Raw genomic sequence first — 15,945 nt, 5'->3', positions numbered from 1 at the left:
ATGACAAACTGTCAACTGTCGCATGTGACGTGCTTGCTACGGCCACATTCTAAACGTTCCCTCCCCTCTATTATCGCTTGACGAGTCGGGAAGATATGGTGCATGATAGGTCTGAATCTTCCGGAACTATTCTTACTTATAAAAAGCAAGCAGGTGTACATGATCCGTGTTATCCATACTAAAAAAATGGTTTTGGTATGATTGGGTGGTTCTTGCTGTACGGACCGCTTGGCTCGCCATTATCGTCATCTCCGGTTTCATCAACCCGTCACTGATCGTTGTACCGTTATGGATTGTATGGATGCTTGCTCTCTTCGTTTATGTCATTCCGCCAATTGTCCGATATCGGAAAAGAAGCTGGTATCTGGCAGTCGAAGTTCTATCCGCCGGATTTTTCCATTTGTATTTGGCGTATGCAGCGCCGGGGCTGTTGTGGTCTTTCGTTTTATTCGCGATGATGATCGGCTTGGCCAGCAGTCGGCGAACGTACGTGTGGACGGGTATCCCTTGCGGCCTCGTTTTTCCGGCTTTGAACAGTTGGCTCGCTGATCGTCTCCCATACGAGTCTATGTTTAGCTGCAGCTTTGGTTTCGCCATCGGCTTCGCGTTTAGCATATTAATTCAGTCCCATAAGCAGGCCCAAATCATTCAAGAGCAGAAGCAACTGCTGGAGCGGCACATTACACAAATCGAGGAGCTTACGCTGATGGAGGAGCGCCATCGGCTGTCACACGAGCTGCATGACACGATTGGCCATGCGCTAACCTCGCTGATCGTCGGCGTTGAATCACTCCGCTCATCCGTACCCGCTATACAGATCGAACGGATCGATTCCCTTGTCGGCATCGCACAGCGCAGTCTGAATGATATCCGAAACCATCTGCACCAGCTCTCTCATGGTCCGTTGAGCCATTCGTTAAGCGAATCGTTGCTGCAATTAACCGAAGAATTTATGAAGTCTACAGGGGTAACGGTCAGCTTCCGCGTGATCGGCAACGAGGCTCTTATGATGCAGAAAATGAACTTTTGTTTATATCGCTGCCTGCAAGAATCGCTCACCAACGCGGTTCGTCACGGTCAAGCGAGCGCGGTATCCGTTCAACTGCATTTCGATAGTCACCAACTCCGGTTACAAATCGAAGATAACGGCATCGGCACGGAATCCATCCGGCTCGGATTCGGTCTAAATGGGATAAAGGAACGGCTTGATCAACTTCATGGCACGCTGTCCGTTCATTCACAATTAGGACAAGGGACCGTCGTCATATGTAATATTCCTTTGCAGGCAGAGCCTCTGCATGGCCATATCCGCCTGCTGATTGTTGACGATCAGGCGATCATTGCCGACAGCTTGCAGCTTATTTTAGAGCAGCATGCTGATTTTATCGTCGTCGGTACGGCAGGGGATGGGCATGAGGCATTGGAACATTGCGAGCGATCCTGGCCGGATATCGTGCTTATGGATATTCGGATGCAGGGGATGAACGGACTTGAAGCCTTGCTAGAGATGAAACAACGCTGGCCTGACATGAAGGTTGTGCTCATGACGACGTTTGAGGATTCCATACAGGCAGCGACCGCACTGGAGCACGGGGCGGAAGGCTATATGCTGAAGTCGATTCATCCGCGAGAGATGACCGAAGCCTTGAAGCTCATCTATAGCGGAGGAACGTGGATCGATCAGTCGATCGCCACGCGAGTATTCGAGGAGATGAAGCGTCAGCGCGAGCAGTTGGAGAAGTACAGCCCGCGGCAAGAAAATTATCCGTACGGGCTTACAAAACGGGAGATGGAGATTTTACAGCATCTGTCGAACGGACTGCGCTACAAGTCCATCGCCGCCAAGCTATTCTTATCGGAGGGGACGGTACGCAACTATTGCTCGACGCTCTATTCGAAGCTCGGTGTCAGCAACCGTGAAGAAGCAATTGAATTAGCGCGAGTGGAGAGTATCGTATAAACACCCGTTCCTGATAATGGAGGGAAGGGTCTGTAGAAGAGCGGAAGCCGTCGCAATAGCGACGGCTCTTTTAATAATACACTCGGGTGTAGGCTGGCCTCTTGTGCAGAGGGGAGCGCGCTAGAACGGACTCATGCCGAGCGTGCTCAGCTTCTCGCCCGTAATATCGACGCCCATTTTTGTCGTAATGTCGCGATAATGACCGACCCGGCGGCCGATCCGGTTGTCGGTTTCGTCTTTATTGCCCTCCAGATTGCCGTTGATGATCATGATCGTAATCCCGAACCCCGGCGGGGTTAGCCCTTTGGCAGTTTCCTCCGCCGAAGGCGTCCAATTGCCGACCATGACGTCGTGGGCCGATGGCTTCGGCGGCTGCGGGGTCATCCAGAACAGGATGGCGGTCATAAAGCCCAATTTGCCATCGCTTGTGATGTGCTCCGGCTGCTGGAGCAGCGTGTTTTTATTCCCGTAGATGATGCCGCTGAACAAGCCGTAGTTGTAGTTCCAGCTCAACTGGATCGGCCCGCGTCCATGATACGATTTGCCGGCAACCGGCGGGTAATCGGCATGGGTCTGCACATAGCCGATGTTGGTGCTGTTGATGTAGTCCACTTCCTCGTTCCAGAACAAGCCCCAACGAAGCTCGCCGCCGGGCGCCGTCGCCCAGCCTCCGCCCGTTTCATGCGCAATATTGGCGAGGAAGGCTGCCATCTCGCGCTTGCGGTTCACGGCAGAGCCTTCTTTGAGGAACGAACCGAAATCGACGGTTTTGGAGACGATCGGCACCGTCAAGTTCCACGAAGCGTTGAAATCGGCATTTTGATAGATGAGCGTTTCCGTCTTCGCCGCCTTGTCCAGCCGGAATATACGATGGTTCCAAGTCGCTCCCTGCCGGTATTCGAGCTTGTACTTGATATTCGCCACCTCGGATACGGCGGCAATCAAGTTGTTGTACGAATAATAGTCTCCTTGCCCCGGCTTGTAATACGGCTTGGAAGCGGCGAACGTATGCCACTCCGGCGAGCCGATGCGGATCGGGAACAGCGCTTCGTACTCTGCTTGCGGCAACGCGCTCTGCACGGCGGCAACGGCATTGGACGGTGAATATTGCGGATCGATGCCGCCCCAGATCGACGCAATTTGCGAATCGGTCAGGACGCGGCTTTGACCGACGTTCAGACCGCCCAGCGACGTCTTTACTTTGATGCTCGTGCTTGCCGTCGTGTTGTTGGCGCCATCCCTCGCAGCAACGTAATACGTATATTCGGTATCCTGCTGCAGCCCTGTATCAGTATAGGTCAGCGTGGAAGCGTTGGCCGAGGAGCCGACCTTCGTCCCGTTGCGGTAAATATCGTAGCCGGCCACAGCGATGTTGTCCGTAGCCGCAGTCCAAGTCAGCGTGATCATGTCTGCGGTTTGCCCCGTCGATGCAAGATTCGTCGGAGCCGTCGGCGGGATAGAATCGTTGCCGCCGCCCGTGTCCGAACCAACCAGCTGCCACGGCGAGCTTGACGGATCGCCCGTGCCCGGCGTGTCGCCCTGCGTCCACCATTTGGCACGGTAGATCTTCCCGTTATAGCTGACCTCATTGCCGGACACGTACACTTGGGTGGCGACCCAAGGCGAGGCGGCTAAGGCCGCTTGCTGTCCGGCATTGGCGGAAACGATAGTTGTAACCGGTTCCAAAGGTGCGAGCGCCAACAGGGCGGACAGTGCGGCGACGCTTGCTCGCACCGCTTTCTTGCGGGTGAACTTAGGTTTCATAATTAACCTCCTATTACGATTGGATTAATTTCACTTTCTAGTATATTGAATCCAAAAACTATTATATATAGATATAATTTACTATTTATTTTAGAGATTCCCTTAAGTATAGGAGCTTCGTTGACAAGCGCGACAGCCCTTCACACTTCCAGCGATGATTTGATAGAATCAAAATGTAGTTTGCTTTAGTAAATCTTATATAGGGAGTTCGTGGAGGTACATTCGACCTTCTTTGAAAATATTTTTTTGGGGAAGTGTCGATTTGGTCGAGATTCGTTCGTCGTGTAAATAGAGGCTAAATTCGGGAGGTCTAATCACGTCCCTGAGCTAAAAAAGGAGGAGAATAATCCATGAGATTCATGATGATTGTAAAGGCTACGCAAGACTCCGAAGCAGGTGTCATGCCCAGCCAGGAGCTCGTTGACGCGATGATGAAGTATAACGAGGAATTGGTGAAGGCCGGCGTGCTGTTGGCTGCGGAAGGTCTTCACGGCAGTTCGAACGGGATCCGTATTTCGTACCCGGAGCCCGGCGGCAAGCCCAAGGTCGTGGACGGGCCGTTCACCGAGTCGAAGGAGCTGATCGCCGGATTTACGCTCATCGAGGTGAAATCGAGGGAAGAGGCGATTGAATGGGCGATGCGTATGCCGGATCCGCACGGCAATGGCGAGGGTGTCATTGAGCTGCGTCAGGTGATCGAGACGACGGAATTGACGCAGGACCCGGATTCCTTGGCTTTACATGCCATAATCCGGGAGCAAGGGAAGCCGGAGAGATCGTGAAGCCGTCCTCGACCCATCGCACGATCGATGCCATTTGGAGAATCGAATCGGCCAAAATCATCGCGGGCCTCGCACGAATGGTGCGGGATGTTGGGGTGGCCGAGGACCTGGCACAGGATGCGCTCGTCGTCGCGCTTGAAAAGTGGCCAGAAACGGGAATACCGGACAACCCGGGGGCTTGGCTCATGACGACCGCGAAGCGCCGGGCGCTGGATTGGCTGCGCAGGAAGCAATTGCTCGGACGCAAGTACGAGGAGCTGGGCCGCGAGATGGAGTCCCGGCACGAAGACGATTTCGATGCGGCGGCTATAGACGGCGATGTCAGCGACGATCTATTGCGCTTGATCTTCACGACCTGCCATCCGGTGCTTTCGTCCGAGGCGCGCGTGGCACTCACGCTGCGGCTGTTGGGAGGACTGACCACCGTAGAAATCGCGCACGCGTTCTTCATTCCCGAGCCAACCGTCGCCCAGCGGATCGTCCGGGCTAAGAGAACCCTTGCGGCCGCGCGCGTACCCTTTGAGGTGCCTCAGGGGACCGAGCTTAAAGCCCGTCTTCAGTCGGTGTACGAGGTCATTTATCTCATGTTCAACGAGGGCTATTCCGCGACTTCCGGGGAGAACTGGATTCGCCCGGTGCTCTGCAAGGAGGCGCTGCGTCTCGGACGTATCCTCGCGGAAATCGTCCCGGGAGAGTCGGAGATTCACGGTCTGGTCGCGCTTATGGAAATTCAGTCTTCGCGGTTTAAGACGCGGGTAAGCCCTACAGGAGAGCCGATCCTGCTCATGGATCAAAACCGGGCGCTGTGGGATCATCTTCTGATTCGCCGCGGTCTCGCCGCCTTACAGCGCGCCGAACGGATCGGGGGAATGCTCGGCCCGTACGCGCTGCAAGCCTCGATTGCGGCGTGTCATGCGCGGGCCCGTACGCCGGAGGAGACCGATTGGGTGCGTATCTCGGCGCTGTACGAAGCGCTGTCGCAGGTTGCGCCCTCCCCCGTCGTCGAGCTGAATCGCGCCGTTTCGCTCGCGATGGCGTTTGGCCCGGAGGTGGGGCTGGAGATTGTCGATGCGCTGGCATCGGAGCCGTCGTTGAAAGGCTACCACCTTCTGCCGAGCGTCCGCGGCGATTTCTTGTTCAAGCTGGGCCGGTTCAAGGAAGCGTGCGAGGAGTTCAAGCATGCCGCATCGCTGACCCATAACGCACGCGAGCAGGCACTGCTTCTGGGGCGCGCCTCCGATTGCATTGCGGCCACGGAGGAAGAAGGCCGTCTATAGAGATGAAAATGCCTTTTTAAAAAATATTTTGCGATCGTGTCGATTTCGTCGAATCCCGATCGTCGTATGAATAAAGGCCGGTTTTCAACGTTCCATTTTGAATCCCGGCACAACCAATCACTGGAAGGATGTTGCATGTGAAAGCTAACCTAACCCCATTCATTTCTTCAGAGGATGCCAGAGCGCAAGCCGAACTTTATTTGCAGGCCCTTGGCGGGGAGATTCAATCCACGATCACCTTCGGCGAAATCCCCGGTACACCGGAGGAACATAAGGATAAAGTGATGTACATGGCGATGACGGTGGCCGGAGGGAATGTCTTGTTTATGTCCGATTCCTTCGGACCGGTAAGCACGAATGGCGGAATCGCGATGGCGCTATCGTTCGGCGATGAGGGCGAAGCGCGGGAAGCCTACGCCAATTTAGGAAAGGGCGGCACGGACAAATATCCGTTCACTTTGCAGCCTTGGGGCGCATATTACGGCGAGGTCGTTGACAAGTTCGGAATCACTTGGCAGATTGTGAAGCAGGGACAATAAAGGAGGGAAATAGGATGAGTCAGGAAGTTATCGAATTTATCAACGCGATCAAAGAACCGTGGCAGGCGGAAATGTCTACACGTCTCCGCGAGATGATCCTTCAAACGATACCGGACGTTCAAGAGCGTATCCAATACAAGAAGCCTCACTTCTTGAAAAATGGTAAGTACGCTGCCGTGATCTCGACGTCGAAGGATGCGGTCAGCTTTACGATTTTTAATCCCGGCGGGCTTGAATTTCCCGAAGGCCAGTTCGACGGCCCTCCCGAGAGAAAAACGATCAAGCTCCGCAGCGGTCAAGCGGCGGATTACGATCAAGTAGCGTCGCTGTTAGGTCAAGCTTCCGCTTCTCTGTAGCCGAATCCGTTGCAGGCGTCGAGCCAATAGACTGTCCAGATGGACAGGCCGAGCTTGTTGAGAAAGTGGTCAAATGAGGTAATAGAGGTGTACGAGGGGGTGGGGTATCTACTTCCGGTCGCTCTTGTCTGCAGGAAATTTTTATTAGAAGCCGCTTAGTAGCGGGTATTTCCCGCAGACAAAGGCGAACGCTATCGCTCCTCCAGTAGATACCCCACCTCCGTATGTATCTCTATTTTTGTAAAAGCCCACCTTTTCAACAATCCGAGGCTGTCCAGATAGACAGCCCCTTGCTTTGCTTGCAAAAACTAACCTAGTGAGCCCCTTTATATTCCTTGAATATCGGATTATGACCGCAAACCATAAGCCCCTGCCCCCAGTTCACGTGAACTTCTTCCGTCGGCAAATCCTCGGGATCGCGGTATTGGACCAGCACGTTTCTTCTCGGCCGTGCGCTTCGATTGACGTCGGAGCCGTGAATCGTCAAGTAATTGAAGAACAGAACATCGCCCGCGCTCGCCGGGCAAGGCGTACCCGACGAGATCGGATACTCTTTATGGTTCAGATAGTGGGCCCCTACGTGCGGCATCGGGCCGTTTTTATGCGTTCCAGGAATGACGCACAGACAACCGTTCTCCATATCGGAATCGTCCAGGTGGATACTTGCCGCGATCATCGAATGATTCGCATGCGGGAAATACGGGTAATCCTGGTGCATCGGGAACGCTGCGCCTTTTTCCGGGGGCTTGACCAGCATTTTCGAATGGTGGACTTGCACATTTGGGCCAATCAATCGGGATAGCACGGCCGCTATGTTAGGATGGCACAGCGCCCGGGTAAATACCGCGTCATGGTAATGCACATCGTGGAAGCCCTTTAATACTAGTTTTTTCAACTGCTCCGGAGGCAAATAATCGCCTTGCCACGTGTCGCTTCGATCGAACTTCGATTTGGCCGCGCGGTCGATAATCGCATCCGTTGCGATTCGCATCGCTTCTACTTCCTCGCTGTTGAATACGCCTTTCACCAACAAATATCCGTTTTCATGATAAAAATCAACTTGCTCCTGGGTAATCATTCTGTCAGCCTCCCCCAAATTGATGGATCGCTATCCATGATGTTATTGTAGAGAGAAACCGGCTGATTGTATTTGATCAAATCAGTCAAGTCATTGCACTTTTCGGACATCCATGCCAAGGGGGAGCCGGATCATGTTCGATCATCCACATAAAATTCAAGCCTATTTAAACGAAATCGTCCCGCGTCTCCAGAGCCCATCCGCCTCCTTCACCATCCATTATTGGGGAATCGATCCCGCTCATTTTGACAATCCCGTGCACCAGCATTCCTTTTTTGAAATCTGCTACGTCCGGGAAGGAGAGGGAATGTACATGGACGGTGACGATCTCTTTCCGCTGCGCAAGGAGACGTTATTTTTATCGCGGCCTGGCATCCGCCACCAAATTCGCAGTAAGAAAGGGATGTTTCTCCTGTACGTCGCTTTCGAAGTCGACGAAGAGAACACGGACCCTGCCATTGTCCGGCACTTTAGGCAGCTTGCGGTTGCCGATCGTATTTTGATCTACGATGCATATGCGAATCCCACGACGCTAATCTGGACCGCGCTTCTGAAGCATTTGCAAGAACTGGTCCCCATCACAGAGCACTACGTAAAGAGCGCTGCTCTGTCGCTATTATTCTCTTTCTGCTCTGCCTTTCAAGCTGAAGCTCCGTCTGCGGGCCTCGGCACTTCCGGTTATAAGCCAGCCGCCTACGCGTTGAATCGGGCGATCCGGTTCGTGAAAGACAATCTTTCGCATTCGATGACGTTGTCGGAAGTGGCCGCTTATCTTCATCTCTCCAGCCGCCATTTGTCCCGGTTGTTTCAACAAGAGCTCGGGATGAGCTATATAAACTTCGTTCAACAAGAAAAAATTCGCCGCGCCGTGTATTTATTGATGCACACCGATTTATCCTTGATTGAAATTGCCGAGAAATCCGGATTTTCGAGCATTCATTACTTCACAAGGTCTTTTTCCCGGAAAATGGGAATGCCCCCCGGCCAATACCGGGAGGCCATGCATGAAAAGAAGATTTCGGAATGATGGCACAGGGCCTTTCCATAATCGTTATACCAATGTCGTGCCGCCGTCCACAACAACGATCTGTCCGGTGGAATGTCTCTCGCGCATGAGATACAGGAACGCCTCTGCTGCATCTTCCGGTTCGCCTATCCGGCCAAGCGGCAGGGATTTTCCGGCGGCTTCAAACATTGCGTTGCGGTCTGCTTCGGGAATACCGCTCCACATCTCGGTGCGCATGAGCCCAAAGCAAACGGCGTTGACCCGAAGCGGGCTGAGCTCGACGGCGAGTGCTTTGGTCAGCGCCTCGACAGCGCCGCAGACGCTGCCTGCGACCGTGCAGCCCTTCTGCGGCCGGACGCCGGCCGTACCGGAAGCGAGCGTGATCGAGCCGCCTGGCCGGATGTTCACGCTGCCGTATTTTGCGGCCATGAGCGCGCCCCAGTACCGCAGGTTGAACATTTGACGCGCCGCGTCCATATCCACTTCGCCGAGATTGGCGAGCTGCAGCGGATCGCCGGCCGTGAACACCAGGTGATCGAATTCGCCGATTTGGCTGAAAAAGTCGCGTACCTGCGCCTCGTTCGTCAGGTCGACCGCGTGTCCTTCGGCGCCTTGGGGCAGACGCGAGACCGCCGCGTCCACTTTCTCTTTGCGGCTGGATACGACGACGACGGACGCCCCTTCGTGCGCTGCGGCTTCGGCTGTCGCAAATCCCATTCCGGACGTTCCTCCGAGGATGATGACCCGTTTTCCTCTCAATGTGCTTCGGCGTTCGTTTTGTTCCGGTTTTATCATAGGTTTTGATCTCCTTTGTTTTGGATTAGGTAATGGTATTGCCCGGGACTTGCTGAATAGCTGTTTGTTTTGTACGTCTCCTCCTTCACTGCGGGCGATGAGTCGATTATAATTAGTTTTATCACTGGCAAATAGGTCTGCATTTGTAGTACTATTCGAAATACTAATCGTACGGATACTGCTATAAATTCTATCAGGATATGGAGTGGTATCATCGTGATGAATAACGAAAGAAGACGTAAAGAGCTGGCGGATTTCCTTCGGACTCGCCGCTTGCGTTTATCTCCGCAGGAGTTGGGGCTGCAGGTGGACACCTCGCGCCGCCGCACGCCGGGGCTGAGAAGGGAAGAGGTGGCGAGCTTATCCGGCATTTCCTTGCCATGGTATACCGCACTGGAGCAGGGGCGGGATATTCAAGTGTCGGAGCAAGTGCTGGATAGCTTGGTGCGGACGCTGAGGCTGAGCAAGGACGAGCGCAACCATCTTCGCGTCCTGGCTAACCATTCCGCCGTGTCTAAAGGTACGGAGAATGAAACCTTGTCGCCTTCCCTTCAACAAATACTTGATAGGCTGGGAACTTACCCGGCGTATATTATCGACAAGCACTGGAATGTTCTCGCTTGGAATAAAATTACCAGTTCTCTTTGCGGAGACTTTAACCGGATGGCAGAGATCGAGCGCAATATTCTTTGGCGGGTCTTCACGATGGAGCATGAAAAAAAGCGCATTGTCAACTGGGAAAACGTCGCTACCTCGATGCTGGCCCATTTCAGAAGCCGCTATGCCATGTATATGAACGATTCGTGGTACCAGGAATTGGTCTGCAGATTATGGGACCGGAGCGAGGAGTTCAGGCTGATGTGGGGACGCCATGAGGTTTCCGGAAATCTGGAAGGGGACAAAGTGATCCGACACCCCAAAGCAGGCGTGCTGACATTTCGTTACAATACATTTCCCCTCTCGGAAAACAGCGACTTTCTGATGCGGGTGTACACGCCGGTCGAAGCCGTTGGTACGGATCGGCAGCTGCAAGAGCTGCTGTACGAGTCTTGTTGAGGCAAAGTATAATAAAACCAAATCGTGGAAATGGTGGGATACGTGCAATGATGATGATGGCTGTGTTTCTGACGGAAGTTAACGGTTAACTCTTAACCGAATATCCATGAGCGTGACCGGGGCACTCTGCCGGATGGGGCAGGGCTGCTTTGCCGTGCGTCCGCTTGTGCACTCCTGTTATGAACCCGATCATCACCATCTATGCATGAATTGATGAGGCAAGGCCGCTTTGGCGTGTCTTGTTTCCGCATTCTTACGCATAGGAAGCCGTGGATGGACAATGTTCATCTGCGGCTTTTTTTGGTTTACGTGCTATAGAACCCAATAACTCAAGTGAGAAAGGCGGAATGACGATGCGTTCATTCAAACCGGAAATGAATACCGAAGCGGCTCTCGGCTATTTGCGGCAAATCGAAGGGGAGGGCGTTTACGATGTGACTCCGATTGACATGGGGGAGCTGAGCAAGGTGTACAGCTACACGAAGAATGGCAGGGACTTGGTCATTCATTTTAAGAACGACCTGGAGACGCTGAAGAAGGTCAAGTTTATTTCGGACCAATATGCCTCTTGCGGGGTACCGATGCCCCGGATCTTCGAAGTCGGAACCTGCGGCAGCGCCCATTATTCGATTGCGGAAAAAGTGGCAGGGACCCCGATCATCTCCCAGGCCGGACCGGATATCCGCGGCGTTTTGCCCGATCTGGTCCACCAGTTTACTCGGATGAACCAAATCCGGGTAGAACCCTGTTCAGGCTACGGATGGATACGGCCTTCGGGAGAGGGTTCGGCTAAGACGTGGACGGAATTTCTGGCTTCGACTTTCGATGAGCAGCAGGAAGGCTTTTACCAGGGATGGATGTCCCTTTTTGAAAGCGGCTTTCTGGAGAAAGACGTATTCGAACGGATCCATGCCGAGATGATGGAACGAATCGGTTATGCGCCTGAGGAGCGTTACCTGGTGCATGGCGATTTCCACTTCGGGAATATGTTATCGCAGAATCATGCCGTAACCGGGATTGTCGATTGGGAGATGGCGATGTACGGGGATTTTATGTTCGATTTGGCCGTCCTGCATTTGTGGGCACCGAAAGCGCAATTTCCACACAGAGTCCGCGAGGCATGGGCGGAAGAAGGGCGATCAATCCCTCATTTCGAAGAAAGACTGCTCGGGTACCAGCTCTTCAAAGGCTTGGACGGCTTGCGGTTTTACGCGAAGAAGGGAGACAAACCCGCCTACGATTTCACGAAAAATCATCTCTTCGCTTTGTTGGAACAAGCCGAATAATGATGGCCGGGGCGGACTATTGAGACCTTGTATTGGGGAACGGGCTTGCTGTGCCGAACGCGGTGCGGCGGGCTTCCGGTTTATCGACTACAATTTGACAATTATCTTTTACGCTTGTAATATTAATGGACGGCCACTTTCATTTACAAGTGTAATTTTACAAGTGCAAAAGGAGGTGAAACGTATGCCGCGTATTCCGAAAATTTCCGAATCGGAGTGGGAAATCATGAAGGTGATCTGGAGGAGCAACCCGATAACCGCGGAGCAAATCGTGCTTCAATTGCCTGTCGACATCGAGTGGAGCGACCAGACGGTCCGAACCTTTATTAACCGGCTGTTGAAGAAGAACGCGATCGGGTTCGAGAAATCCGGAAGAAGCTATCACTACTACCCGTTGGTGTCCGAACAGGAATGCGTCCGGGCGGAGAGTCAGTCGTTCTTGAAAAGAGTATTCGGCGGGGCTGCGGACCTTATGGTTACCAATTTTTTGGAAGACGGACATTTGTCGGACAAAGAGATCGAGCAGCTTCAGAGGATTCTTACGGAAAAGCAGGAGAAGACGGATCGCCGCCCCAAGACATGACGGAGCCGCCGAAAATCATTTCATTGAGGTAAATCATGGAGATGCTATGCGAGATTTTTATAGGACTATGGTATTCCACCTTGGCGGCGAGCGCGGTTGCGCTGTTGGTCATGGCGATTCTGGCGCTGTTTCGCCACCGTATCAGCCCCCGTATCCGGCACGCGCTGTGGCTCATCGTGCTGGTGCGCTTGCTGCTGCCTGTTTTTCCGGATAGTCCTGTCAGCTTGTTTCATATGCTGCACTTCGGCACAGACATAAAAAAAGCTGTTTCCCTGATCATCCCATTAACGGAGAAAGAGAATAACCCGTCTGCGGAACGATCCCGGAACAGCCAAGAGAAAGAATATGTTCATAACGATTATAGCATGATTCGTCCAGAAGAGGACACCGTTCCGGATGCCCAATTGCCAGCTGGGGTGGAAAATTCGGCGCATTTTTCCCATCCCTGGGGACTAAAAATCATTGCAGCCGTATGGCTTGCCGGAATGGTTGCGCTCTTAACCTACTTGTTCGTCTACATGCTGAAGATGCGCAGAAGGTTCAAGACACTTACGCTCGTCACCGATCCCCGGATCTTGTCCGTCGTCGACGATTGCCGCAGGAAATTCGGCATCAAGCGGCCGATACCGGTATACACGGGGAGCTATGCAAGAAGTCCTTATATTTCCGGGCTGTTTCGCCCGTGGATTTATTTTCCCGAAGGCATCGACAAGGAGTTAAGCGTACAGCAGCTTATTCATGTGTTCTCGCATGAGCTGGCTCACCATAAACGGAAGGATGTGGCCTGGAACCTGCTGGGAAGCTTCGTTCTGGCGGTCCATTGGATCAATCCGGTGGTGTGGATGAGCATCAAGAGAATGAAGACTGACAGAGAGCTTGCATGCGATGCCTGTGTATTGGAGGTTCTGGGCGAAACCGAGGCCGTACCGTACGGCATGACGATTATAGGTTTTCTAAAGCACTTTTCTTCCCGGCGTAATCAGCCGAATTTGCTGTATTTTGACGGATCGACGAATACGAATCAACTCGTGAGGAGGATTGAAATGATCAAATCGTTCAAAGCAGGCTCCTATAAATTGTCTGCGGTTGCCGTCCTGGGCGTCGTTCTTCTGAGCGCAGCGACGCTGACGAATGCGGCTGCTCCGGCAGCAGGAGGCAGTACGGAGCAAGCTCCCGCAATCGCAACAGCCAAGACCGAGGACCGAATTCTGTTTGATTCTTCTTCCCGAAGCTATGATAATTTGGAAAAGGCGGCTAAGGTGGCCGGCTTCAAGTTCAAGGCTCCGGCGGCTTTGCCGGAGGGCTACAAGTTCCACGAGATCGAGCTCCGTTCCAAAACCAAGGATGAAGCTAAGTTAACCAAGGCGGAAGTAAATTATGTTCTTCGCGTAGGGGAAAGGCACTACGGCAGCTTTAAGCTGCAAATCGATTCCAGCGGCACTAGTTTGGACGAAGCTTATACGGAGTTCGAGCAGCACGAAAAAAAGACGGCGGTACGCGAAACCGAAATCAGGAAAGAGCCTATAACCCTTTATGGAATGCAAGCCTACAAAGTCATCGTCACTACGAAAGTCAATGCGAAAAAGCACGAGGGCTGGAGCTATTTCTGGTTGGACGGCGGGGTTCTGTATCAGTTTGACGGAGGCGCTTTTTCGGATCAAGAGAAATTGGACATCATCGCTTCCATGAAATATCCCGATCAAGAGATGTATAAAACCCAAGTGAACTTGGACCTGCTCAACGTAGGAATTTACGATACCGGCGATCTGAGGCGGACGGCGGAGCTCATCGGATTTACGCCTAAGTTTTCGCGGCAAGTGGCCGGGCAGTTTAAAATGTCGGGCGCTTCCATGGTACAAAAGCTTTATTTCGGGTATCCGGACAACGACGAAGACAAGAAGAGCAAGCTCCTGGACATCAGATACAATCGGACGGATGAGCAGGGCAACATACAAGGCTTTCCTTTCATGCAAATTAAAAACGGCACGATGTACGAGGATATGAAGAAGAACGGGAACGCCGCTTTTTACCGTATCGATAGAAAGAAGCATACGGCACCGGTCAGTGCGATGGTTTTGGGAGGACGAGAGGTGCTCAAAACGGCGAAATACAAGATCGACGGGGAATTAAGCAGCCCGGATGAGATTGATTTCGTCAGTTATTACTGGAAAGAGGGCGATGTCTGCTTCCAAGTCGTCTTCAAGGGAGAAGGAGTGCCGCAGGAGGACATCGTTGCTGATTTGATGAACGAAAAAGCGGCGGATTTGAACAATTTGAAATAGCTAGTAACTGTGGCGCCTGAATTCAGGCGCTTTTTTTTAATGCCTAAATGAATATTTCGGTGTTTCCGGGAAACACTTGTGCATAAAATAGTTTAACTTTGGTTTAAGTTCAGTTGAAGTTGGAGTTTGCGTTTGGTAGGATGGAGGTAAGAGGTGATGCTCATGTCTACAAAACAAGAACGCCAACTGGTTGTCGAAAAGAGCGAGCAAATACTTGAACGTACAATTAAGCAAATGGATCCGGAGTTTTATCATGCATTTAGCAGCATGCTGCATGACTATATTGTGGTGACTAACCCCCGCAAGAATATGGAATACCGTAAGGACCTTGGGGACTTGATCCGTTTGATGGCGGAAGTTGTAAACCATGCCCAGCCTGTTAGAGCATATACGACAGGTGAGTTGGCTAGAGTTTTCGGTGTTTCGGTGCAAGCCATAAATAAATGGATCGATGAAGGACGTTTTCTGGGGTACAAGCGTGAGGGGAGCAAGCGGCATAACAGGATTCCTGAAACGATCTCTTTTGTCATGAGAACAGGGGAAATGGTTACGGTACAAGAGGTTGTCGGCATGTACCACCGACAGAATCATGAACAAGAAGTAGTGGAACTGACACCAGACCAGCATAGGGATGCCGTACTGGATGAAATTTCTCGGTTGATGAAAAAATACGGCGGGACATACGAGATGACACTTGGCACGAAAACAAAACGGACCACCCAAGAGGATCGGGATGCGTCGATTTGGCTTTTGCTACTTGACGAGTTGAGGGAAATGAATGAAGCGAAAAAGTGACGATCTTCACGGTACGAATTTTGTGTTTTTGAAGCGTGCCTTCCCTGACCTGATCGATTCGATCGAGGACGGTTTTTTCGGTGATGAGCCCAGTAAGGGACCCTTTGTGCGTAAAACGATAAAGTTCTTGGATGGAACTTACATGACGGTGTTTGAGTTAATCGAAACTAGGACGGGGAAGAAGAAAAAGTATCAGTATGATTGGGAGTACCAGCGAGGGAAGTTGTGGAAATGGCAGAATGAGCCTCACGATCAGTAGCAGCATCAAACCGTAACCGAACCTGATCATATGCACCATAAACCTGTTGGAATACATGAAGAGCGGCGTTACCCGAATTTCGGCCATCATGAGCAATATACGATTATGGAAACCATATTTATGTTTA

15 protein-coding genes are annotated in these 15,945 nt (G+C 52.3%); 12 read left to right on the top strand and 3 right to left on the bottom strand.

Translation table 11 applies throughout. From position 1 onward, the window contains the following. Window positions 1–166: 166 nt before the first annotated feature. Window positions 167–1,960, top strand: coding sequence for a helix-turn-helix transcriptional regulator (locus ET33_RS21670; RefSeq protein ID WP_036686517.1), 1,794 nt, complete (start codon window positions 167–169; stop codon window positions 1,958–1,960). Window positions 1,961–2,080: 120 nt separating this feature from the next. Here the strand turns inward: ET33_RS21670 and ET33_RS36565 are convergent, their stop codons facing one another. After that, on the bottom strand, window positions 2,081–3,724 hold the full coding sequence (locus tag ET33_RS36565) for a glycoside hydrolase family 19 protein (RefSeq protein ID WP_051775499.1): 1,644 nt from the start codon (window positions 3,722–3,724) through the stop codon (window positions 2,081–2,083). Window positions 3,725–4,074: 350 nt separating this feature from the next. Here ET33_RS36565 and ET33_RS21660 point away from each other — a divergent pair, with 350 nt between their 5' ends. The 4 genes from ET33_RS21660 (at window position 4,075) to ET33_RS21645 (ending at window position 6,678) form a co-directional block, all read left to right on the top strand. Continuing rightward, window positions 4,075–4,506, top strand: a complete 432-nt coding sequence (locus ET33_RS21660; RefSeq protein WP_036686516.1) for a YciI family protein — start codon at window positions 4,075–4,077, stop codon at window positions 4,504–4,506. Beyond that, window positions 4,503–5,783: an RNA polymerase sigma factor gene (locus ET33_RS21655; RefSeq protein ID WP_036686513.1), complete on the top strand. Its 1,281-nt coding sequence runs from the start codon at window positions 4,503–4,505 to the stop codon at window positions 5,781–5,783. Before ET33_RS21660 ends, ET33_RS21655 begins: the two co-directional genes overlap by 4 nt. A 137-nt stretch (window positions 5,784–5,920) precedes the next feature. Continuing rightward, the gene (locus tag ET33_RS21650) at window positions 5,921–6,322 is read left to right on the top strand and encodes a VOC family protein (RefSeq protein WP_036686511.1); all 402 of its coding nucleotides are present in this window, start codon (window positions 5,921–5,923) and stop codon (window positions 6,320–6,322) included. 14 nt (window positions 6,323–6,336) lie between these two features. Further along, window positions 6,337–6,678: a DUF1801 domain-containing protein gene (locus ET33_RS21645; RefSeq protein WP_036686509.1), complete on the top strand. Its 342-nt coding sequence runs from the start codon at window positions 6,337–6,339 to the stop codon at window positions 6,676–6,678. Between the two features lie 313 nt (window positions 6,679–6,991). Here the strand turns inward: ET33_RS21645 and ET33_RS21640 are convergent, their stop codons facing one another. After that, a complete protein-coding gene (locus ET33_RS21640) occupies window positions 6,992–7,756 on the bottom strand; it encodes a phytanoyl-CoA dioxygenase family protein (protein ID WP_036686507.1) in 765 nt (254 codons plus the stop codon). A gap of 133 nt (window positions 7,757–7,889) precedes the next feature. Between ET33_RS21640 and ET33_RS21635 the strand changes: the two genes are divergently transcribed. Continuing rightward, entirely contained in the window at window positions 7,890–8,783 is an 894-nt protein-coding gene (locus tag ET33_RS21635; protein WP_036686505.1) for an AraC family transcriptional regulator, read from the top strand. A gap of 24 nt (window positions 8,784–8,807) precedes the next feature. On the opposite strand, the gene ET33_RS21630 is transcribed toward ET33_RS21635, so the two are convergent. Beyond that, window positions 8,808–9,557: an SDR family oxidoreductase gene (locus ET33_RS21630; protein WP_036686504.1), complete on the bottom strand. Its 750-nt coding sequence runs from the start codon at window positions 9,555–9,557 to the stop codon at window positions 8,808–8,810. A 219-nt stretch (window positions 9,558–9,776) separates the two neighbouring features. Between ET33_RS21630 and ET33_RS21625 the strand changes: the two genes are divergently transcribed. The 6 genes from ET33_RS21625 to ET33_RS21600 all read left to right on the top strand — a co-directional run bounded on the left by ET33_RS21625 (window position 9,777) and on the right by ET33_RS21600 (window position 15,818). Continuing rightward, window positions 9,777–10,613, top strand: a complete 837-nt coding sequence (locus ET33_RS21625) for a helix-turn-helix transcriptional regulator (protein WP_036686501.1) — start codon at window positions 9,777–9,779, stop codon at window positions 10,611–10,613. Window positions 10,614–10,966: 353 nt separating this feature from the next. Further along, complete coding sequence (locus ET33_RS21620; RefSeq protein ID WP_036686499.1) at window positions 10,967–11,899, top strand: phosphotransferase family protein; 933 nt, start codon at window positions 10,967–10,969, stop codon at window positions 11,897–11,899. A gap of 184 nt (window positions 11,900–12,083) precedes the next feature. Further along, window positions 12,084–12,482 carry a BlaI/MecI/CopY family transcriptional regulator gene (locus ET33_RS21615; RefSeq protein WP_036686497.1) on the top strand — a complete coding sequence of 133 codons (399 nt, stop codon included), beginning with the start codon at window positions 12,084–12,086 and terminating at the stop codon, window positions 12,480–12,482. Between the two features lie 35 nt (window positions 12,483–12,517). Beyond that, on the top strand, window positions 12,518–14,764 hold the full coding sequence (locus ET33_RS21610) for a M56 family metallopeptidase (protein ID WP_036686494.1): 2,247 nt from the start codon (window positions 12,518–12,520) through the stop codon (window positions 14,762–14,764). A 162-nt stretch (window positions 14,765–14,926) separates the two neighbouring features. Continuing rightward, a complete protein-coding gene (locus ET33_RS21605) occupies window positions 14,927–15,559 on the top strand; it encodes a helix-turn-helix domain-containing protein (RefSeq protein WP_152570679.1) in 633 nt (210 codons plus the stop codon). After that, a complete protein-coding gene (locus tag ET33_RS21600) occupies window positions 15,543–15,818 on the top strand; it encodes a toxin-antitoxin system TumE family protein (protein ID WP_036686491.1) in 276 nt (91 codons plus the stop codon). Before ET33_RS21605 ends, ET33_RS21600 begins: the two co-directional genes overlap by 17 nt. Window positions 15,819–15,945 lie beyond the last annotated feature (127 nt).

The organism is Paenibacillus tyrphae (assembly GCF_000722545.1).
Classification (GTDB): Bacteria; Bacillota; Bacilli; order Paenibacillales; family NBRC-103111; genus Paenibacillus_G; species Paenibacillus_G tyrfis.
The sequence above is the reverse complement of the archived record's forward strand: the minus strand, read 5'-3'. Positions and strand labels throughout refer to the sequence as shown.